General features: G+C 55.2%; 11 protein-coding genes and 1 pseudogene. 7 read left to right on the forward strand and 5 right to left on the reverse strand.

The genetic code is table 11. The features are described from left to right. Window positions 1–41: 41 nt before the first annotated feature. Entirely contained in the window at window positions 42–263 is a 222-nt protein-coding gene (locus AC2IBB_RS14840; RefSeq protein WP_486333610.1) for an MbtH family protein, read from the forward strand. Window positions 264–429: 166 nt separating this feature from the next. Further along, a complete protein-coding gene (locus tag AC2IBB_RS14845; protein WP_486333611.1) occupies window positions 430–9,060 on the forward strand; it encodes an amino acid adenylation domain-containing protein in 8,631 nt (2,876 codons plus the stop codon). Window positions 9,061–9,697: 637 nt separating this feature from the next. On the opposite strand, the gene AC2IBB_RS14850 is transcribed toward AC2IBB_RS14845, so the two are convergent. After that, the gene (locus AC2IBB_RS14850) at window positions 9,698–10,273 is read right to left on the reverse strand and encodes a hypothetical protein (RefSeq protein WP_486333612.1); all 576 of its coding nucleotides are present in this window, start codon (window positions 10,271–10,273) and stop codon (window positions 9,698–9,700) included. Window positions 10,274–10,605: 332 nt separating this feature from the next. Here AC2IBB_RS14850 and AC2IBB_RS14855 point away from each other — a divergent pair, with 332 nt between their 5' ends. Beyond that, window positions 10,606–11,661: an alpha/beta hydrolase family protein gene (locus AC2IBB_RS14855; RefSeq protein WP_486333613.1), complete on the forward strand. Its 1,056-nt coding sequence runs from the start codon at window positions 10,606–10,608 to the stop codon at window positions 11,659–11,661. A gap of 220 nt (window positions 11,662–11,881) precedes the next feature. After that, window positions 11,882–12,364, forward strand: coding sequence for a P-loop nucleotide/nucleoside kinase family protein (locus AC2IBB_RS14860; protein WP_486333614.1), 483 nt, complete (start codon window positions 11,882–11,884; stop codon window positions 12,362–12,364). Window positions 12,365–12,709: 345 nt separating this feature from the next. On the opposite strand, the gene AC2IBB_RS14865 is transcribed toward AC2IBB_RS14860, so the two are convergent. After that, entirely contained in the window at window positions 12,710–14,728 is a 2,019-nt protein-coding gene (locus AC2IBB_RS14865; RefSeq protein ID WP_486333615.1) for a hypothetical protein, read from the reverse strand. 155 nt (window positions 14,729–14,883) lie between these two features. Between AC2IBB_RS14865 and AC2IBB_RS14870 the strand changes: the two are divergent. Further along, window positions 14,884–15,048 (forward strand): annotated as a pseudogene (locus tag AC2IBB_RS14870) (ATP-binding protein); the annotation flags it as partial. A 455-nt stretch (window positions 15,049–15,503) separates the two neighbouring features. Here AC2IBB_RS14870 and AC2IBB_RS14875 read toward each other — a convergent pair. After that, the gene (locus tag AC2IBB_RS14875; RefSeq protein WP_486333616.1) at window positions 15,504–15,650 is read right to left on the reverse strand and encodes a hypothetical protein; all 147 of its coding nucleotides are present in this window, start codon (window positions 15,648–15,650) and stop codon (window positions 15,504–15,506) included. Window positions 15,651–16,125: 475 nt separating this feature from the next. Here AC2IBB_RS14875 and AC2IBB_RS14880 point away from each other — a divergent pair, with 475 nt between their 5' ends. Next, a complete protein-coding gene (locus tag AC2IBB_RS14880; protein WP_486333617.1) occupies window positions 16,126–16,419 on the forward strand; it encodes a hypothetical protein in 294 nt (97 codons plus the stop codon). On the opposite strand, the gene AC2IBB_RS14885 is transcribed toward AC2IBB_RS14880, so the two are convergent. Together AC2IBB_RS14885 and AC2IBB_RS14890 are read right to left on the reverse strand one after the other, a co-directional pair. After that, window positions 16,401–16,874 (reverse strand): hypothetical protein, encoded by a 474-nt coding sequence (locus tag AC2IBB_RS14885; protein ID WP_486333618.1) that lies wholly within the window; start codon window positions 16,872–16,874, stop codon window positions 16,401–16,403. The genes AC2IBB_RS14880 and AC2IBB_RS14885 overlap by 19 nt on opposite strands. A 129-nt stretch (window positions 16,875–17,003) precedes the next feature. After that, the gene (locus tag AC2IBB_RS14890; protein ID WP_486333619.1) at window positions 17,004–20,570 is read right to left on the reverse strand and encodes a response regulator; all 3,567 of its coding nucleotides are present in this window, start codon (window positions 20,568–20,570) and stop codon (window positions 17,004–17,006) included. 181 nt (window positions 20,571–20,751) lie between these two features. On the opposite strand from AC2IBB_RS14890, the gene AC2IBB_RS14895 reads away from it, so the two are divergent. Then, window positions 20,752–21,174: a hypothetical protein gene (locus AC2IBB_RS14895; RefSeq protein ID WP_486333620.1), complete on the forward strand. Its 423-nt coding sequence runs from the start codon at window positions 20,752–20,754 to the stop codon at window positions 21,172–21,174. The last annotated feature ends 592 nt before the right edge of the window (window positions 21,175–21,766 follow it).

Genomic DNA, 21,766 nt, shown 5'->3' on the forward strand with positions numbered 1-21,766 from the left:
GCCGCTGCGGCGGCGCGATAGCATTTAAAGGAGTCTCATCTATGAATACAGAACAGCCCAACCCGTTTGACGACGAATCCCTGCCTTTCCTGGTGCTGATCAACAGCTGTGGGCAATACAGTCTATGGCCGCAAATCACCTCGGTTCCCCCCGGTTGGCGTAATGTGCTGGGGCCGGCCAGGCGCGCTGAGTGTATTCACTATATCGAGCAGAACTGGACCGATATCCGCCCCCGATTACCTGCTCATCCCACAGAAAAATAGCATTTTTCAGCTTTCTGAAAACGACAGGTCCTGCGTCTTTCAGGCCCCGTCTTCCGCGGCTTTTTTCCGCGCAGGCGCATTGGCGCCAGATTATTAACGACGCCGTAGAGCGTCTGTCCCAACACTCCCGATTCGAATATATCCGGCCGACAAGAGGGAAGGCATTGTGTTAGAAACTTCAGGTAAGAACTCTCTGGCGCCAGAGGAGGTGGAACTTCCTCTGATTGGAACGCAAATGGGCATCTGGCTCGCCGATCAGATTGCGGTGGGACGCAACAGCTACGTGGTGGCTCATTATGTGGATTTACAGGGGGCGGTGGATGCGCCTCTTTTGCAGCGTGCGATACGCATGGGGCTGGCGGAGACGGATACTCCCCACGCCTGTTTTATTGAGGACGACAGAGGCGTGACGCAACGCCTGCCGATGAACCGGTGCGTTGACGACGTGCATGTCCCGGACTTGTTGGATCTGACGACGGAAGAAGACCCCAGGCGCCAGGCCGGCGTCGTCATGTACGACGATCTGGGAACGCCCTGGCGTGGTGAACAGGACCAGACGTTGTATCGGCATATGCTGATCAAGGTGGGCCCTGAGCGTTGGTACTGGTATCAGCGTTACCATCACGTCAGTGTGGACGGCTATAGCTTCGCCGCCATCACCCGCCGCATCGCCGAGATATACAACGCCTTGCGCAAGGGGCGAGCCCCGGAGCCGGGGCGTTTGACGCCTTTCAGCAAAGTGGTGCGGGAATATCAGACTTATCAGGCGTCCGACGCCTTCGCTCAAGACCGCGCCTTCTGGTGGGATTACGCCGCCGCCCTGGCGGAGCCGGTGTCCCTGGCGGCGGGAGAGCGACAAATGGCGGCGGGGTTCGCCAACGTCAATACGCTCAAACGACGGCTGCGCCTGCCTCTGGAGCGCTTCGCCACGATGGGAGAAACGCGTCAGAACCCGAATGAAATCGCCATGGCCGGCGTGTTCGCCTATTTGCGCCGGATGACCGGAAGCACGCGAATTGTGGTGGGAATGCCCTTTATGCGACGCATGGGCTCGGCGGCGCTGAACGCCTCCGGTCCCGTGGTGAATGTACTGCCGGTGCAACTGGATATGGAGGGCGCGCTGGACATCGACAGTCTGGCGCGTCGGCTGACGTCGGAGCTGGCCCGCATTCGTCGTCGTCAGCGCTACGATGCGGAACAACTGCAACGGGACGTGGGCGTGGTGGGCTCCGGCAGAGGGTTATACGCCGCCACGATTAACCTGAAGATCTACGATCAGGGCCTGGACCTGGATGGCGCGCCCGGCGTGACGCAGGTGCTTGCCGCCGGCCCGGTGGAAGACCTGGAGTTCGGGCTGTGGATGGAGCAGAACGCGCTGGTGATCGAGCTGACCGCCAATCCTGAGCGTTATGCGGATCAGGAGTTGCGGCTGCATTGCGAGCGATTGGCGCATTTTCTGGAATCCGCATTGCGTCAGCCGGAAACGTCGATCGACGACCTGCCTTTGTTGGGGCCAGGAGAGCTGGCGCGTCTACGGACCTGGTCCGCAGGCCCTCAGGTGGCGACGCCGGCCGGGACGCAAACCATATTGGACCTGTTTCAGGCGAATGCAGCGGTTTCCGAACAAGAGGTCGCGCTGCGCTGCGGCGAGGAATGCCTGACCTTCGCGGAATTTTCCGCCCGCGTCGCCCGTCTGGCGCGTGAACTGATCGCACAAGGGCTGGCTCCGGATGATCTGGCGGCGATTGCGGGGCCCAGGGGCGTGGACTATGTGGTGTCCATTCTGGCGGTGCTTTCGGCGGGAGCGGCCTATCTTCCTTTAGACCTGGATTATCCGCCGGAGCGTCTGGCGCTGATGCTCGAAGACGCCCGTCCGAAACTGGCGCTGGTCCACAACGCGGCGACGCAGGACGCCCTGGCGGCGATTGTTCCCTGCGTGGCGCTGGACGACCCGGCGTTGCAACAACGGGTGAACGCCCGGTCCGGCGCGCCGCTTCGCGATGAAGAACGCGCCGAGCCATTGCGCAGCGGTCATCTGGCTTATGTGATATACACCTCCGGCTCCACCGGCGCGCCCAAAGGGGTGATGGTGACCCACGGCAGTCTGCTCAATTTATTGTTATCGCATCAGGCGTCCCTGTACGGCGCAGCCATGATGCAACTGCATGGCCGTCGGGTGCGTGCGGCCCACAGCGCCTCGTTTTCTTTTGACGCTTCCTGGGAGCAATTGATCTGGCTGCTGTTGGGACAGGAGCTGCATATCTGCACGGAAGAACAGCGCCGCGACGCTCAGGCCCTGGTTGAGCTGGCGCATGAACGCGGCGTCGACGCCTTCGATGTGCCGCCCTCTATGTTGCAACAGATGCTGGATTGCGGGCTGATGCGGGAAGGCGCGTCGCACCCTTGCCTGATCCTGATCGGCAGCGAAGCGGCGCCGCCTTCACTCTGGCGCAGGGTCAAGCAGTATCCGAAATTACATGTGCACAACTTCTATGGCCCCACGGAATACACGGTGGATGCTTTGGGCGCTGGCGTCGGTGCGGCGGAGCAGCCGGTGGTGGGACGGCCGATCGCCAATACCCGGATTTACGTGCTGGATCAGGCGCTGCGCTACGCGCCGCAGGGCGTCACCGGCGAGCTCTATGTCTCTGGCGCCGGACTGGCGCGGGGATATCTGGCGCGACCGGGCATGACCGCCGCTCGTTTCGTCGCCGACCCGGAAGGGCAAGGCGACCTGATGTACCGCACCGGCGATCTGGTGCGCTGGACCCCGGACGGACAACTGGAATTCGTGGGCCGCAGCGACCGTCAGGTGAAAGTGCGCGGCTTCCGTGTGGAGTTGGGCGAGGTGGAGCACGCTCTGGAAGCGTTGCCGGGCGTCAGCGGCGCGGTAGTGACGGCGGCCACGGCGGGCGCCAGCCATCGTTTGACCGCCTACTGCACCGTCAACGAAGGGCTGCGCCATGGTGACGAGGCGTTGCGCGATCGCCTGTATCGCCAACTCTCTGAAATGCTGCCGGATTACATGATGCCGTCCGCCCTGGCGATTTTGCCTGCGTGGCCATTGACCGTGAATGGCAAAATCGACAAACAGGCGCTGCCGACCATTCGTCCGTCATCCCGTCAGACGGGAAAAGCGCCGGTCACCGCGGAAGAAAAACTGGTGTGCGCCGCCATCGCTCAGGTGCTGGGGCTGGAGCATACATGTGTCGACGATGACTTCTTCAACCTGGGCGGCGACAGTATCTCCGCCATGAGTCTGGGCGCTGAGTTGCGCCGCAGCGGTTATCAACTACGTCCCAAGGATGTCTTCACCCAGCGCACGGCGGCGCGTATGAGCCGGGCCATGCAACCGTTGAAAAAGCAGGCGGGAGGCGGCGTCAGTCTGATACAGGGGCCGGTCGGTCCTTTGCCGGCGCCAAGCTGGTTCGCTGAGCACTACGGCTGGGAGCGCCGTTTCGCCCAGGGGGTGATGCTGCGCATTCCTGCGTCCATACAGCCGCCCCATCTGCGCGAGGCGCTGCACGCATTACAACGGGCGCATCCCGCCCTGCGCGCCTATATCGCAGAGGAAGGTCTGGCGATCAAAGACATTGAGGCAGGGCTCGACAGCCGCATACTCACTCGCGTGGAGGTCGCTCACAGCGCGCAGTCGGAGGCATTCGGCAAGCTGGCGGACGAACTGTTCGCAGCCTCAGCGGCGGAGCTGGACCCGGCCGCCGGCGTAATGATGCGCGTCTGGCGCATTACCGATAGAGAGGGTGACGCATGGCTGTTGCTGACGCTGCATCATCTGGTGGTCGACGGGGTATCCTGGCGGGTGCTGTTGCGGGCGCTGGAAACGGCTTGTGAAGCCGCTGCGGGCGCCGCCGCGCCCAAGGTGGCGGCGGAAGAAACCTCGTTGCGCGACTGGTCACGGGCGTTAAGTGAAGAGATTCCCGCGCGACGCCGCGAGATGCCGCTGTGGCGGGATATGCTGCAAGGGTACCTGCCTTTGTTGTCGCGACGCCCTCTTGACCCGGTGTCTGATAATTACGGCGCGGCGCAACAATGGCGAACGCTGGCCGACGCGCCCCTGACTGGCGCAGTGTTGCAGACGTTGCCGGGAGCATTTCGGGCGACGATTGAAGAAATTCTGCTGGCCGCTGTGGCGAAAGCGTTCTGTGAAGAACGCGCCGCACCCGGTGTGCGTTTCTCTTTGGAGTCTCATGGACGCGAGCAATTACAGGAGCACATTGATCCGGCCCGCACTATCGGCTGGCTGACGGCGGAATATCCCGTGGCTTTCGACATGACGGCGGTGCTGGCGGGGCAGCGGGACAGCGCGGAATCCGTGCGGGCAGTGAAGCGCAGTCTGCGACGCATCCCGGACCGCGGCCTGGGCTATGGCGTACTGCGCTATCTGGATAAGTCCAGTCGGGACGAGCTGGCCATGCTGGAAGTCGAGCATCGTCCCCAGGTGCTGTTCAACTATCTGGGACGCTTCAGCGCCGGCGAGGGATATTGGACGCCACGCAATCTGGGAGAGCGCTTCAAAGACGCGTTCGCCGTGGATATCGATGGCGATCTGGCCATGTTGTACGGTCTGGAAATCAATATATTCGTGGAGGAAGGCAAGGGCGAGCCGAGACTGGCGATCAACTGGACCTGGGCGGACGGCCTGTATGATCGCTGGCTGATTGGCCGTCTGCATCAGCGCATTGTTGAGAACCTGCGCGAACTGGATCATTTCGCCGCTTATCGCCCCGGCGCCGCGGCGGATACGTTGGTGGCGGCGGAAGCGGTGATAGCGGAAGTCGCGCTGGATGAACGGCAGTTGTCCGATTTACGCGCCCGTTGCGGGGCGATGGCGGCGGCGTTGCCGGTGCTGCCTTTGCAACAGGGGCTGCTGTTCCATGCCCAGTTGGGAGAGGCCGCCAGCAAATACAACTCCACCACGCGTCTGGATTTCACCGGAACCCTGGACGTGGAGCGGATGCGGGATGCGCTGGAAGCCGTATTGCGCCGCCATCCGCAAATGGCGGCGGCGTTTGATACGGAAGTCCTCGCAGAACCCTTGCAGTTGATCCCGCTGGTGATCGACGGCGAACGCCGCTGGCCCTGGTCGCAATGTTATCTGGGCGATCTGCGCGGAGAGGCGTTGGAGCGGGAGTTATGGAGTCTGGAGCAGGAAGAACTGGAGCGGGAATTCGACCTCGCCGCACTGCCTGCGCAGCCCTTGTTGCACGCCAGACTGATTCATCACAGCGATAACCGGCATACCCTGTTTTTAACCGCCCATCATCTGGTGGTGGACGGCTGGTCCACGCCGATTCTGTTGCGGGACTTCCTGCACGCCTATGGCGATGGCGCGGATACCTTGACGCCGACGCGCTCCGATTATGCGCAGGTGGTGCGCGCCCTGTGCGACAGGGACACTGAGGCGGCGGCCACCGCCTGGAGGGGGGCGTTGAAGGACGCGCGACCGACTTTGTTGTTTGAAGGCGCTTCGCCTCAGGCGCAAGTGAAAGAGCTGGAGCTGACCTTGCCGAAGGCGTTGGAAGAGGCCCTGCAAACCTGCTGTCGAGAGCGTGGACTGACCCTGAATACGCTGATGCAGGGAGCATGGGGGGCGGTGTTGTTGGCATTGAGCGGACGTGACGACGTAGTGTTCGGCGCGCCGGTGTCGGGACGCTTCAGCCCCGTGGATGGGCTGGAGGAGCATGTGGGCCTGTTCAGTAATACGATACCGGTGCGCGTTCGCCTTCGTCCTGAGCAGACGTTGCTGGAATCGTTACAGCAGTTACAGGCGCAACAGGTGACGCTGCTGGAGCATGACTGCCTGGGCCTGGCGGACATCCAGCGGCTGGCGGGGGCCTCGACGCTGTTCGACACTCTGCTGGTCAGTGAGAACTACCCGGATGACGGCGCGCTGACCACCCGCGATTACCGCGGCGCGCGGCTGACTCATATCCGCAATCGCGGCTACACCCATTATCCGCTAACGATTATGGTGCTGCCCGGCGACAGCCTGCGACTGATTATTGAATATCGGGAACCGGTCACCCAGCCGCAGGTTATCGCGCAGCGTTTGCTGACGGTGCTGGAGCAATTCGCTTATCACCCTGATACGCCGTGGAGCCAGGTGGACCTGCGGACGCAAAGCGAGCGCCACCTGATTGACGACGTCAACGCCACTGACGCCGCCGTGGCTAACGCTACCTTGTGCGAACTACTGGCGGAACAGGCGCGTAAGGCGCCGAATGCAGTAGCGCTGGAAGACGAAACCCATCGCCTGAGCTATCGACAGATGCGCGCCCAGGCGCTGGCGCTGGCGCAGAAAATGCGTCGGGCTGGCGTCAATACCGGAGATATCGTGGCGGTGGCCTTGCCCCGAAGCGCTCGCTTGAGCCTCGCCCTGACCGCGGTGCTGGAAAGCGGCGCGGCCTATCTGCCGCTGGACACGGGATACCCGGATGAGCGCCTCGGCTACATGGTGCGCAATGCCGCGCCGCGTTTGATTATCACTTCTTCGGAGCAGGCTTCGCGTTTCCGCGCCATGGGAGAACTGATGCTGTTCGATCAGTTGGCGGCGGAAGTGGCGCAGGAGGAACCTCCGCAGTGGGGAGAAGATGCGCTGGCGCCGGGGCTGACGCCGGCTCATCCCGCCTATCTGATTTATACCTCCGGCTCCACCGGCAATCCCAAAGGCGTGTTGGTGTCGCACCGGGCTATCGTCAATCGTCTGGTCTGGATGCAGGCGGAGTATGGACTGCAATCCGACGATGTGGTGCTGCAGAAAACCCCCTGTAGTTTCGACGTGTCGGTGTGGGAGTTTTTCTGGGCGCATATGGTGGGAGCGTCGTTGTATATGGCGCCGCCGGAGGCGCATCGCGACCCGGATGAGCTACTGGCGCTGATCGAGCGCCACAAGGTGACGACGCTGCATTTTGTGCCATCCATGCTGGCGGCGTTTGTGAACCGGTTGCCGGCGGCTATCGCCAGTCAGGGGGAGGTTCCCTGTGGCGGACTGCGTCGTGTCTTCTGCAGCGGCGAAGCGCTTTCCCGCGAACTGGCGGATTTGTATTCCGTCTACATTCGCGCCCCATTGCACAACCTTTATGGGCCCACGGAAGCGGCGGTGGACGTCACTTATAAACAGGCGTCCGGACTGCTCGATAAAGAGCGTGAGAATACGGGGTTGAGCGTGCCGATTGGACGCCCTGTGTGGAATACGCAGTTGCGTATCCTGGACCCCTGGCTGCGTCCGGCGCCGGTCGGCGTGGCGGGAGAGTTGTATCTGAGCGGCGTGCAGTTGGCGGACGGCTATCTGGGACGTCCAGATCTCACCGCCGTGCGTTTTGTCGCTGACGCTGCAGGCGAGGGCGCGCGTATGTATCGCACCGGAGATGTCGCGCGCTGGTTGCCGAATGGCGATGTAGAGTATCTGGGACGCAGTGACGATCAGCTCAAGATCCGCGGCCAGCGTATCGAGCTGGGTGACATCGAGTCCGCCCTGCAAAGCCTGCCGCAGATCAAACGGGCGGTCGTTCACGCCCGGGTGATCAACAACGGCGACGCCATCATGGCGGGCGCGGATAACCGGCAACTCGTCGGCTATGTTATCCCTCATGATGACGACATTGACGCCGACGCCATACGTCGCCAAGTAGCGGAAACTCTGCCGGCCCATATGGTCCCTGTCGCCATCGTGCCTGTAAGCGAATTCCCGCTGAGCGCTAACGGCAAACTGGACCGCAAAGCCCTGCCGGAACCCTCAGCGGTGAAGAAAGAGGTCCAGGGCCGGGCGCCAAGGCCGGGGTTGGAGGCCCAGATCGCGAGCGTTTTTGCGCAGATTCTGAAATTGCCGACTGTGGCGGCGGACGATGACTTTTTCGCGCTGGGAGGCCACTCTTTGCTGGCGATGAATCTGGCGGCGGAGCTGCGTAAGACGTTGGCGCGTCCTGTATCCGTCGGGACGATTATGACCTCGCCAACCGTGGCGCAGTTGGCGACGTTGTTGGCGGACGAGAACGCGATGAACGATCCCGCCAACGCTGGATTTGGCGAAGTCTTGCACCTGCGCGCCGGGCGCGGCGCCCCGTTATTCTGTGTGCATCCCGCCTCTGGATTCGCCTGGCAATACAGCGGTCTGGTGCGCCACCTGCCGACGCATATTCCATTGATTGGCTTGCAGTCGCCGGGCGCTCAAGGCGCAATCGCCGCCAGCGACGATATCGATGCGATATGCGAACGTCATTTGCAGACGCTGCGTCGCATTCAGCCCCGTGGCCCTTATCATCTGATCGGTTATTCGCTGGGCGGAACCATCGCTCACGGCCTGGCTGCGAAGCTGCGTATGCTCGGCGAAGATGTCGCCTTCCTCGGCCTGCTGGATGCGTATCCACCAGAAGGTCAGGATTGGAGCGGCCCGACGGAAGAAGAAGCGCATGCGGAAGTCGAGCGTGAGAAGGAGCAATTCATGCTGGATGCCGAAGCCGCGGCGGATGATTTCGTTGAGCAGGAGAAAGCGGTGATGTTCAAACAAATCGTCGCCAACTACGAAGCCTCCGTAAAACTCCTCTCCACTGCGCAAACGCCGATCTATGACGGCGACATCCACATGTTCGTCGCCACCCGCACCTTACCGGAAAACTGGCAAGTGGAAGGTAGCTGGAAGCCCTACATTCGCACCATGACCCGTCACGACATTCACTGTAACCACGAAGACATCGTCTCCCCCGAGACATTGAAAACGCTGGGACCGCTGCTAAATAAACTGCTGACGGAAATGAGCGAAGGAGGTGGCGACCGCTGATTGAATCTGGCCTTGGGGCGGCAGCCTCAGGGCCTTTCCCTGGCCCATGGAGGGAACCTTGGAGCGTTACAAAATGCGGAAAAATCCTCTCGTATCTCAAGTAGGTTGGAAAAGCGCAGCGCCTTCCAACATGACCAGTGCCGAAACTCATCTAAGAGGCGTTTCGTAAATCGAAATAACTAGCTTATTCAATTTGAGAGGGTGCTGCATACATCTTCACATAGTTCCGAAAAAGCGCACGCCTTCAAACATAATCAGGGTTTTGAGCCATTAGCTGGCATATTTCAGATTGGGCATATCGTGTTGGAACCCCATGTCTACTTGACTTGAATTTTGATCGGGGCGCCAACAAGCTCAGCAAAAATAAGAATAGGGCGCGCAGACCAAAGCGCCATCGCGCCACTCCTCCGTTCGGCCTGAGCTTGTCGAAGGGCTTCCCAGAGCGCTAACCCAAACCCACTAACACCCTCAGTCGTGAAAACGATCCCCCTCTGCCCATGGACTTGTCGCCAAATTGCGAGCTTGGTGATTCCTCGGCCTGCTGGATGCTGAAGCGGCGACATTCACATGTTCGTCGCCACCCGCACCTTACCGGAAAACTGGCAAGTGGAAGCCTCTGGGCACTTTCGTGCCTTAACTAGCCTTGAGTCTCTCCCGTGCTGATGAAGCTCACGCCTGTCAACTCATGGTTTTCAACCAACTGCTTAAGTTCTTCAGTGCAATAAAGGCTTGAGCAGTTGTCATACTTGGTTTTGAACACCAATTTGTCTCTCACGTCCTCTGAATTGAAGGTTACCGTGAAAGGTTCCGAAGGCTCCTCTCCTAACTTATGGGGCTTGCTGTTAATCTCGTCGATTCGTCCTTCGGTTAAACAGTTAAATAAATAATAAGTCGAGTCACCGATTTTCAACGGAAGGAGTTCACCACACCTTTCAAGCTTCTTTCCTAAAGCCTCAAACGCTCTTGGAGAAAGGACTATTGAAGCGCCAACCCATTTGGATAAATCAGGTATCTCGCCATCAGGATAATCTTCAACTGGTTCAAAGGCAGTTTCTAACGGTTTCCACCAGCCAGACATTTTCAGGTTCGAATCTGAGAAGAGATAAAGCTCGTGGCGGGGTATGTCCGCAGGCGCGTGCTGCTTTAAATCAAATTGTGTTAGCAGAATCTGTTGAAATTCATATCCGTCGTCGTCGATGAAAAAAGTGTCCATGAACCAACTCATTAAAAGGCTGGGGAGTTTAGGTTCCCGTTGAAAAGGGTGTCAATGGCCATGCGGTATACTTTTACGTCAGCTATTTGATAGCTAACAGTATGTTTTATATGTACTTAATTACGGTGATGTAGAAGATGGTTGATGCAAGGAGGCACACATCTGGGAGTGCTTTTTCATGTATTTTCAAAGTACATTCTCCCTGGGAAATTATTCCAGCAGCACGTCCTAAAACGCGATCAAGGTCTTACCGTACGGGCTTTTCCGCTTTAATAGCCGTCTTTGGGGTTGTCGTCAGCAGCCCTCTAAACAGCACAAATATGGAGAGGCTAATGGCGGTATTTGGCAGGTTTCTTTACTGGTTGATCCTAATGTTGGGTATGGCGTCGGGCTGTACTGTTATGGCGGCGGATCATGTGGGCGTGCGGCATCTGAGTGTGGCGTCGGAGCAGCACGCTGGCGGTCTTGATGTGACGGTATGGTATCCAGCTAACGAGGGTGGTGAACCGGTGTTATTGGGCGACAGTATTTTTTTCTCCGGCGTTCCCGCCGCGCGTAACGCACCCATCGCCACTGGAAAATTTCCGCTTATCCTGCTTTCCCATGGCGCAGGTCTGGGTGGAAGTGCTCAGGCTATGAGTTGGATGGCCAAGCCTTTGGCGCAGGGGGGATTTATCGTCGTCGCGCCGACTCATCCCGGTAACACCGGGCCGAATAGATCGGCCGCTGAAACGATGAAACTCTGGTTGCGGCCCGTTGATCTGACTGACGCCCTTAATGCAATGCAGACGGATGCGTTTTTCCGCGAACATTCACGCTTTGACAGGGTAGGCGTTCTCGGGCTCTCCATGGGCGGCGGCGCAGCCTTGCTGATGGCGGGCGCACGCCTCGACCCTGAACTACTTGCGTCATACTGTGATACCGACCAGCGTAATGCGTCTTTGTGTGAATGGGTACGGCAAAGCGGCGTGGATCTCCATAAAATGGATCTTCAGCCAGCGGGCCGTGACTATCGTGATCAACGCATCCGTTTCGCAATGGCTATCGACCCTGTGCCCATAGACGTTATTGCAGGCGACTCTTTCAAAGACATAACGACCCCCGTCGCACTGGTGAATCTGGGACCGCCAGGAAAGATCCCGCAAACAGCACTGGCTTCTGACATAGCCAAGGCCATCCCTGACGCCACCTACACACTGATCAACGACGCCAGTCACTACAGCCTGTTTGGCGAATGCAAACCTCATGCGGCGGACATCGCCGAAGAAGAACAGATTGGAGAACCCATATGCACCGACGGTGGCAGGCGCTCACGGCCTGCAATTCATGATGAGCTGGTTCAGTTGGTTTCGAGAGCGTTTGAACAGGCGTTGGAGGGGGCGCAATAGTGGGTAGCTTCCTCGAATTGGCAAGCCATGGTTGGTAATAGAGACATAGCCAGAGCCTCGATCCCGAGTGGAGTAAAAGGCATACTTAATCCCTCTCTGGAAGGGAATACTGTTAACGGACGCATGTAGCGGTGGTTGAAACGATGCTAGGCGTGTCTGGAACTTCTGGCGATGGGGCTGCAATTGCAAATATAGAAATTTAAGTAGTAGGGAGAGCCAGATGTTGGTGCTTTTGTGTGGAAAAATGGGCGCGGGTAAAACAACTAAATCCAAAGAACTGGCAAAAGAGATGGGGGCGGTTCTGTTCTCGGAAGATATATGGCTCGAATCTCTATATCCCGCGCAAATTCGTAGTGTTGAAGACTATGTAAAGTATTCAAATATGATAAAGACGTTGGTTAAATCGCTTGTGCAAGATGTGCTCAATACGGGCTCTGATGTCGTGATGGATTTTCCTGCCAATACAATCGGGCAAAGAGGTTGGCTAAAAAGCATATTCACCGAAATTGGCGCTGATCACGAGCTAATATACATAAAAGCGCTCAACGAAATTTGTTTGAATCAAATAGCCAAAAGACGCATCGAGCAACCGGAACGAGCCGAAACGGATACTGAGGAAATGTTTGTGAAAATAACCAAATACTTCGTCGAGCCCTCTCCCGATGAGGGCTTTAACGTCACAGTTATTGAGCATAACGAGTAGCGGCAACGGACCCACCCACGATCCGCCCACTTGTGGTTTGCTGCACTCACTCGACCACAAATGGGCTCCACTCCATCCACCGTTCGCCCTGAGCCTGTCGAAGGGCCTCCCAGAGCGCTAATCCAAAACCTCTAATCAGCTCCAGCGGTGAAAACGATCCCAACTTCAACTTCCGTGTCCACCCCAACCCCGGGCTTTTACAACATGCTACGGACATTGCTCAAGAAGAGGTCGAGGAGCATATTTGCTTAGACGCTGGTGGACGCGATACTTGATCTATAGGCCTGCTCACTCTTGCAGGCCCTACAATCAGCTTTGCTTCAATCTATCTAACAATGAAAGCGGCTATAAAGGGTATTTCCCTGGTAGGAACCTTTTAATGACGGTGATCTGGAGAGAAACAACAGCGCCAAACCCAATTAACGACATTGCTGATAGATGAAGTTTGAGGTAAGGATCAAAATCGACGGCCTTGGAGATTTGATAAAAGCATATGAGAATGCAAATGAATAGTATGTCGCTCGCATGTTTCCTTACAAACTCGAACTTACCGAATAGTCGCCAAATTTCAAAGTACAATTGCATAATAAGTACACCGACGACAGTGAATATTGCGGCCTGCGTTAAGCACAAAAGGGGTGGGATTCTCCATAGGCATAGAAGGACAGCCGCAATAATCGAAATAAGGAGCACGGCAAGCACCTCATTAATAGCCTGAATGGGGCGCAATGATTGGTAGAATTGCTTTTCACTGATATCAAGATTTGAGTTAGTGAAAACCTCTCCCACTTGACCGAGAGTTGGCGACTTCCCTGGTTTTTGACGTTCAAGCTCATTGATGGCTGCGTCAATCATCCTCAAGTAGCTTCTGTCGATCAATTTACGTTCAGCGATATCGGCGGCAAACTCCCGCGCCGGTGTCGATTTGTCGATGCCAAACACTCGAAAAGGAAGGAGTGTATTCAGTACGTGGTCATACCAAGAGCGATAGTGTTGCTTTAACCTGTCTTTTCTCGTTAATGGAGCTTGCTTAGGAGGGGAGAGCTGCTTCTTATTGGTAAACAGAAACCACTCAAACTTGTCCAAATGGTGTTTGTAGTTGGAGAATTTCAAAAACGCATGGAGCTCCTTTGCGGTGAGGTCTTGTTTAGCCCCTTCGCGTCGCTTTGCGTAAGCTTGTATGATCTCGATAACTTCAGATAGAAGCGCCTGAACCTCAATATTGGAAGTCAAGTCGGGATTTTTTTCCAGCATTCCCTCCAGGTCTCTATCTATCGGCCTGGCAAAGTTTGCAAACAGGATAGTCTTTCCGCCGCGCAACGACAGGTAACGCCGAGCTAACGCGCCGTCGCTATCAAAACGCTCCATAAATTCCTGGTCTTTCTCAAGGTGCTCATAGTAGGACTGTAATGAGCCGCCTTTAAAGCCCTTTGGTGTATTAGGTTTTGCTGATTGTCCGGGCGCTTCTTGTTTTTGAATAGAGGGAGGCAATATGACTCTGTTTTCTTTCGTATCGTAGCGCCATAATTTGGCTTCTTCGTATGAAATGCGGTGCTGCGCACCCACATTTGACCGGAGTTCGGGCTTGTCTATCCACGCAAGCTGTTGGCCAGTTTGAAGGTCTCTCAGCTCCAACGCATCCTTGTAACATGCCACAAAGCGCATCCCTTTGGTCGTTTGAACCTTTAATAGTCTAAATGGTCCATCGCTGTAGTAGATTGAGCTGTAACTCATATAGCGTTCGTTGGCCGCATAGAGAAGTTCTTTAACTTCCGCAAAAATGGAGCCGCTGCTTTTAATACGCTCCCAGTAATTGGGGATAGCATCTATCTGTTCGATCAGCCAATCGTTAAGTTGTTGCTGGCTACTGATAAATAGAGGCGGATTTTTCCAAAACAGTTCCTGTACCTTCTGAGATAGACGTTCACTGCAAATTAATTCGCAGACCTTATTGTCCCAGACGATAGCGTGGATGGCGTCCTCAATTTTTTTATTATCAATTATGGCGCGGTCATGTGACGCGATATCACTCTGATTAAATTGCTCTAACTTTCTTTCACAGTGCTTTAAAGCCGCGAGCAACTCAGGCTCGTCTATATATTCGATGAACCTGATGAGATGCTTGATATTGAGGGTTGATCCATTGTATGGCGTGTAACAGGTATACGCGCCTTTAAACCCTTCACTAGCCATACCAAAGAGCATGGTCCCATATAGTTGAATCGGTAAGTCTGCAGGGCTAAAAAGATAGTTGTCGGTATAGTCTTCGGCTATGTAAAAGACCGCTTCATAAAAATAGGCGTCTTTTGTAGCTTTGAGCGACTCAAAGGTTGTTTCCAGCACTGGAACGGAGTTGAGTTTCATTATTCATACATCCCTAATTCGGCGGGCGGATTCTACACAAAACTTATTCCTTGTGTCTGCCCTGATTAAAGGGACGTGTCAGCTCTTTGGATCTGTTTTGGACTTGGGCTTTCTGATTGTGGAAAGCAAACACTTAGATAGGGCGTGCTAACTACACTAGCCAATTACCCATTGAGGAATGGCACGGACTGATCGGTGACGCGACCCTCGCAGATGCCATTCTGGATCGTCTGGTTCACAACGCCTACAAGATCAATCTCAGGGTCGAACCCATGCGGAAACAGCAGGCAAAGTTGACGGGCGCCGAGACTTCGGAGTAAGAAGAGAAACCCCGCGTCGCTACGCTCTGATGGGTGGCAGCCTTCACGTGGAATGGGTGGCAACCTTCAGCGGTTTGCGCACTTGTCCTTTGATGGGGTTTCAGAGCTTGCTAGTAAACACATTTCAAATATAGGCAAATAACTCAAGCCAACTACAGGTGGCGGCTTAGACGGGCGCTAAATTCTCGAATATCATGAGCATATAGCCTGAAAGGAGTTAAGGCTGAAATTGCCTGGAGGCAATCAGTGTTTGTCCGGTATGCTGGGCTATTCGTATAGGAAGAGGGGCTTTAAGGAACTGCGGTCTTGGGTACTTAGAAAGGCGGCGGCAGCTAAAGCACAACCGCCTATTCATCCCTAGTTCACGTCACTCATTCTCATGTTCCAGGGCGTATCTTCCACCGTTTGTCCCGAGCTTATAGAGGGGGCTCTGGAAAGCTGTCAACAAATGACTACTATTTATTGGGGGCTTCGAATTTTTGGCCATACTTTAGTGCGGCTTGCGTGGCTACAAACTTTGCATCTTTTGGGGCAGTCTCTCCACGAAGAGGCGTCCTCTGTTTTTCAAATTCGGGCATCTGATTTTCATTCTTCTTCGTCATCAGGAACAAAGCCTCCGTCTTTATTTGCCTTTCCCCATGCTAGGTCTTCGGGCTCGTCGTCACCATCGTTTTCACTGTTAAGCTAGTCGTTAACGAATTTCGAGCGCCTGAGAAACCTTTCACCACGTATATGGGGAGGTAAGTTTTGTTCTTCTTTTTCTATCTTGTCGATCAATGGAGTGACTTTGCTCATAACTGACCCGCATTAGCTTCCAAATAAGGTTGCGTGTAACTCAACTATCCCCTGATAAATGGCATCAAAGATGAAGCCAGGTTGGGCAGTGGGTAGGAAGGGAGGCCCCGTTTACCCATCCTGCCCCACCGTTCGCCCTGAGCCTGTCGAAGGGCTTCCCAGAGCGCTATTCAAGGCAATAACCCTTATCAACATTCAGGGAGATTGTTTGAAATCGCCATAATCATAACTGCTGGACGAGATAATCGTGGTATTTCTTGCGGAGCTTGAGACGGCGCTGATATGGCTGATGAATTACTTGTGTTTCGAAGAGCCCTTCGACAGGCTCAGGGCGAACGGGGCGAACGGGGCGAACGGGGCGAACGGGGCGAACGGGGCGAACGGGGCGAACGGGGCGAACGGGGCGAACGGGGCGAACGGGGCGAACGGGGCGAACGGGGCGAACGGGGCGAACGGGGCGAACGGGGCGAACGGGGCGAACGGGGCGAACGGGGCGAACGGGGCGAACGGGGCGAACGGGGCGGGCAGATTGGAATTGGCTACAAAGAGCAGGCGGTTCAATCCCCCAGCGCTTGAACAATCTTTCCTCTGGTCTGAATCAACTGCTCCCTAATTTCCTGCATAACGCTTGCGTCATCTGAGGCGAGTGCTGTGATGTTGGCGTCGAGGTAGGTCATGGCGGTTGTGTAGGGGAGGTAGCGGTAGTCTTTTTCGGTGGCTTGGTCGATGGGGAAGTGTTTGCGGATGTCGTTCTCTGTCATGTTGCGGTAGACGATCACGCGGACGTCGTAGTGTCTTGGTCTGGAGTCGCCGTGGGGATTCCATTGCCACCATTCGGAGCCTAATAGATCCGTCGCCAGGGAGGGTGGGCCGAAGTCCTGGTAAGTCAGGTTGAGGTAGCCTTGTTTGGCGGACGTTGAGGTGAAGGCGGCGCAGGCGTTGAGCAGCAGGATGCCGCTGATGATCAGGATAGTAACTTTGGTTTTTCCGTGGATGAGTTTGTTGAGCGTGAGTGCTTTGAGTTGAGTCATGTGAAGGAGCGTCCGACGTTTAAATTACTCACATCTTATCTCACTGGCGGCGGATCAGTATAAGGACAAAGAGGGTCTTCTCCAGGCAGAGAAGTTCCTCTTAAACTTCCCGTGGCGTCGGTCTGCGCGTCATGACGCTCTGTTGGACTTGGAGTCGCTGCGATTGGCCTGGGGCGCCAGTTCGTCCAGATAGAGCAGGATTTTTCTGGATGCGTGCAGGGAGGCTTCCAGGGAGCGGCGCAGCAGTGAGACGACCTGTGGGCGCAGGGCGTTGTTCAGGATGAGGATTTCGACCCGTTTGCAGAGCATGCAGAGGGAGTCGGCGCCGATGGTTTTAGAAAGTCCGCCCATGATATGGAGTTCTTTCTCGATCTCCCGTGTGTCTTCCGTGTTAAACGGGACGCTCAAATGGATCAGCAGTCGATTGACGTCATTTTCGAAGCCCTCCAGGGCGATTCGGTACGCCGCAAAATTGGAGCCGAAACGTCCGGCGGCTTCTTTAACGTTGATGCCGATTTCCGCGCCTTTATTGAAGACGGACTCCAGAGTGACGTCGCCGGCTGCATGCGGATGGACGGCTTTGTCCAGGCGGTCTTCGTCGGTGTATTTGAGAATAAGGTGGCACAGCTCATTGATGTCGAAGGGCTTGCCGATGTGGTCATTCATGCCTGCCGCCAGACACTCCTCCCTGTCTTTTTCGAGCACGTTTGCGGTCATGGCCACAATGGGCAGGGTCTTGTAGCCGAATTTTTCCCGTAGCGCCCGGGTCGCCGCATAGCCGTCCATTTCCGGCATCTGGATGTCCATGAGCACAATATCAAATCGTGAGCCGGCGTGAGTGATGGCGCTGATCGCTTCTTTCCCGGTTGAGGCGATATCCACGAAAGCGCCTTCCGCCTGTAGAAGCTGAGAAGCAATCTGTTGATTGGTGAGGTTGTCTTCCACCAGCAATATGCGGATGCCGGACAGACTGGACCCGCTCATTACGCTGCTCGCCTGACTGCGTCGTTTCTGCGCCGCTTTGGATTGCGACGCTCTCGCCTCGGCGACGGAGTCCAGCAACATCGACGGCGTGACCGGTTTGGACAGGAGTCCGTCAAAAGCGGCGTCGATCTGGGCGTCACGCAGACCGGGGATGGCTTTGCCACTGTTGGTCATCAAAATCAGGGCGGGGGGCGCATGGGTGCGCCGTATTTTTTTCAATTCCTCCGTCGGGTTGGCGCCGCTGGCTTTGACCATATTCAAATCCACGAAAATGGCGTCGTATTTTTTCTGTGTATCCTGAGAGAGCGCCCCCAGCTCCGGCAGAGTCAGGACAATGTCGGAGTTCCACCCCAGCGTCAGCGCCAGCTCTTTGATGCAGGCCGCCGCCCGTTTGTTGTCATCGGCGATAAGAATGCGCAGCGACCTCAGTTCCGGCCGATTGATATTGAGCTCACCGGTCCGGTTTTCATCCACCGCCAGTTTGACACTGAAACTGAATGCGCTGCCTTCGCCAAGCTCGCTGCGCACCCGGATCTCTCCGCCCATCAACTCAACCAGCTGTTTGCAGATGCCAAGACCCAGTCCGCTTCCCCCGTGTCTTCTGGAAGCGGAGGCGTCATCTTGAACAAATGCCTCGAAAATTTCATGGCATCGGTTTTCCGTCATGCCGATGCCGGTGTCTTCTACGCTGAACCTGAGCTCCAGTTCATCCTGAGTCATCACGGACAGTTTTACCGCCAAGGTTATTTCGCCCTGATTGGTGAATTTGGCGGCATTGCTTAGCAGCTTGATCAAGACTTGCTTCAGCCGGGCCTCATCGCCGACCAGATTATTGGGAATCTTATGGTCCAGATAAAAAATGACTTCAATGTCTTTGCTCTCAGTGTGAGCGGAGACCAGATAGCTGATTTCCCGCAATAGCTTGTCAAGATTGAAGGCGTGCGGCTCCAGTTCAAGCTGGCCGGCTTCAATTTTTGAGTAGTCCAGCAAGTCGCTGACGAAAGAGGTCATGGACTGTGAGGCGCTCTCCAGTTTTTCTACACAATCCTCCTGTTGAGAATTCAGTGACGTTCTTCTCAGCACTTGCAGTGTTTCGGCGATAGAAGACATGGGGCCGCGGATCTCATGGCTCATATTGGCGACAAATTCCGATTTCGATTTATTCGCCGTTTGCGCTTTATCCATCGCTTCGCTCAGTTCCAGCGTACGCTCTTTCACATCGTTGGTCAGCTTTTGATTCAGCGCCTTGATCTGGCCTTCCGCTTCTACTTTTTCTGAGATATCCCGAATGATGGTGGCGACGCCGATCGTTCCGCCATCGTATCTGGATCTGATTGGCGAGGACGATTCAGAAACCTCTACGCGCGCGCCGTCCTTACGCTGTCGCGAGGTATGAACCCCTTTGATCGATTGTCCCTGGCTGATGGTTTTCAACGCGTCGGCATACTCGCTCTTCAGTCGATCGGGCACGATCAGCTTCGCCAGATTTTTCCCTATGACTTCGCTTTCCACATAATCGAACATATCTTCCGCTGACTTGTTCCAGCTCTCCACCACGCCGCGGAGTGAGGTGCTGATGATGGCGTCGCTGGAGTTATCGATAATTGCCGACAGACGCGCCTGGTCTTTCAGTAACCCCACTTTGCGACCCAGATTGGACAAGTAAAAATACATCAGGAGCCCGGACAGGACGAGAATGACCATCAGTATCCCAGCCTGCACCCAGGCGGCGCTGGCGGCGGCGGATAGAACGACTGACTGGGGGATGGCGAGAATGAAATTCAACGGCGCTTTGGCGTAACTGTCCAAAGGCGGAATTTGGTAAGGGTAAGTGTAATAGCGCAGTGCGTTGATGCGGGACGGGGTCATTACTCCCGTCTGCGGCGGGTCCACAAATTCGTCTGCCCAGGTATATCTTTTGCCGAGGTCGAATCCATACTCCATCCCTTTGGCCGGATGGTGGATAAAGTCGTTATTGGCGGTGGTGATGTAAGCCGTGTAGTTGGGAGGAAGATTATCCACCAGGGTTGAGGTAATAACCGGTTCGGCGAAGACATTGATAATGACGAGGCCGAAAGGAGCGCCGAGACTGTCGTAGATAGGCGTCGCAAAACGAATCGTGGGCGTGAACGGCGTGACGACAACGCCATTTTCTCTATTCAGGTTGATAGGGGAGACATAGGTTTCCCCTTTTTTGTAGGTAATGGCTTCTCTGAAATATGGGCTGTTTCCCTTTTCCTGCAGCTTGTCCACGGGGATGGCCATAATGGCGCCGCCGCTTTCCCGTTCTACTCTCACCAGTTCTTTGCCATTGTCGGAGAGCCCGATGAAGCGGGCTTGCATGATGGTGCTATTGATCAGCAGATATTCGCGAAATATGACCTCCAGCCGCTTCTCCCAGGTTTCAAGGCGATTATTTTCCAACGGATCATAACCGTCATTGGCGGATGCGCGGATGATCCCCTGAATAGGCGGCGTTCTGGACAGAAACTGGGTGATGTGGATGTATTCTTCAATCTCGTTATTGAACTGATTAATACGAAGCTGCGCCTGTCCGGAGACTTCGGCGGACTGTTGCGCCAGGATCTTATCGATCTCGGCGACTCTTGTGACAAAATGGGCGGCGGGAACAATGACGAGGGAAGCGAACACAGTCAGAACCGCTACTCGAAGCCCGAGCCCGCGGTTATTGTATGAGGAGCCTGTTTGCATAATGCTTTCTCCATAAGCAATGCAATCTGCATGATCCAGAAGCGCTCAAGTCGCCTTATACCTCCTGGTTGTCATAAGTGTAGTCTTAATAGTTGGTAAATCTAGGTGAGGGCGGGAATGGCGTCGCCCGCGGCATTATTCAGTTGACCGCCACAACGTGTCTTGAGAAGAGTGATAAATATTGAATTTAAATAAGTACAGACTAAAAGAGCTGATTGGAGATTATCTGGAGTGCGCTACGGAGGCGTCTGCTGATGAACTTGCGCTTATCCGGCGTGTATTTCAGGGCCCGGTCAACACCGCAAACGGATCACTGAGGTTTTACGTGGATCTTGAAACCCTGGCGCTGGAGCAGGTGGATATGTCCGAGGCGATCTGGAGCGTTGACGTTGATGGAAAGTTAAAAAGCGCCAGCGGCGGAGTATTGGCGGATTTGAATAATCTTGAAGACTGTGTAAGTCAAAACATCGTTGAGTTGGCTGTCCTTCATGATGGCGATAGTCTGAACAGGATTCGGGAGGCCTTTATGCGGCAGAGTGATAAAAAGGCGCTTTGGTCTGCGTTTGAAAAGAAAGTCATTGGGCCGTATCGAAGCATTGAGTAATCCCTTTTCACGTAAACGCCTGCGCGACTAGCCGCGTCGTTCAGGCAAATAGAAGGAAGCTATTTGCCTGCCTGATTAATAAACCCCGCGAATTATTCTCCAGCTCCTTTCAATATTCTACGGAGTCTCTTAACGAGGTTTCGTCAGACAAATCAATGATCAAAAATGGAAACTTACTGTAATATTTTTTCTTCGGATTAGAGTAATAAAGCCTTGCTTTTTAACCAAGATATAAAGCGGCTTCATGGGGCGCTCTAACGGTAGTTTGATCTATATCAAATCGATAACTTTTATCGCACAAAAAGCAACTTTTCCAAGTCTCTTAAATAAAACCAATCATAGGGTGTCGTTACGGTCACTATTGTACCTTTCGTTAGCAAATCAAACAGTAGAAGGCATGAAATTTGGGCGCAATATCTTACCTCGAAGATAACCTTGTTAAGCTGGCGGATATGGCGCGCCTTATGATTCTATTGGAAGTTAAAGGAAGGAGTAGTCTATGGGTGAACTTATTTCATAGGCGTCAAAGCAGCTAAATTATAAGCGGATTAAACTCTATTAACCGTTTAACAAATTATCGAACTGGCATAAA

It is taken from the genome of Hahella sp. NS-SX17, assembly GCF_057367735.1.

Bases quoted from the DNA above. Each gene is read 5' to 3' on its own strand.
- AC2IBB_RS14840 (WP_486333610.1), top strand. From the start codon at position 42: ATGAATACAGAACAGCCCAACCCGTTTGACGACGAATCCCTGCCTTTC.
- AC2IBB_RS14850 (WP_486333612.1), bottom strand. From the start codon at position 10,273: ATGGACACTTTTTTCATCGACGACGACGGATATGAATTTCAACAGATT.
- AC2IBB_RS14855 (WP_486333613.1), top strand. From the start codon at position 10,606: ATGGCGGTATTTGGCAGGTTTCTTTACTGGTTGATCCTAATGTTGGGT.
- AC2IBB_RS14860 (WP_486333614.1), top strand. From the start codon at position 11,882: ATGTTGGTGCTTTTGTGTGGAAAAATGGGCGCGGGTAAAACAACTAAA.
- AC2IBB_RS14865 (WP_486333615.1), bottom strand. From the start codon at position 14,728: ATGAAACTCAACTCCGTTCCAGTGCTGGAAACAACCTTTGAGTCGCTC.
- AC2IBB_RS14875 (WP_486333616.1), bottom strand. From the start codon at position 15,650: ATGACGAAGAAGAATGAAAATCAGATGCCCGAATTTGAAAAACAGAGG.
- AC2IBB_RS14880 (WP_486333617.1), top strand. From the start codon at position 16,126: ATGGCTGATGAATTACTTGTGTTTCGAAGAGCCCTTCGACAGGCTCAG.
- AC2IBB_RS14885 (WP_486333618.1), bottom strand. From the start codon at position 16,874: ATGACTCAACTCAAAGCACTCACGCTCAACAAACTCATCCACGGAAAA.
- AC2IBB_RS14890 (WP_486333619.1), bottom strand. From the start codon at position 20,570: ATGCAAACAGGCTCCTCATACAATAACCGCGGGCTCGGGCTTCGAGTA.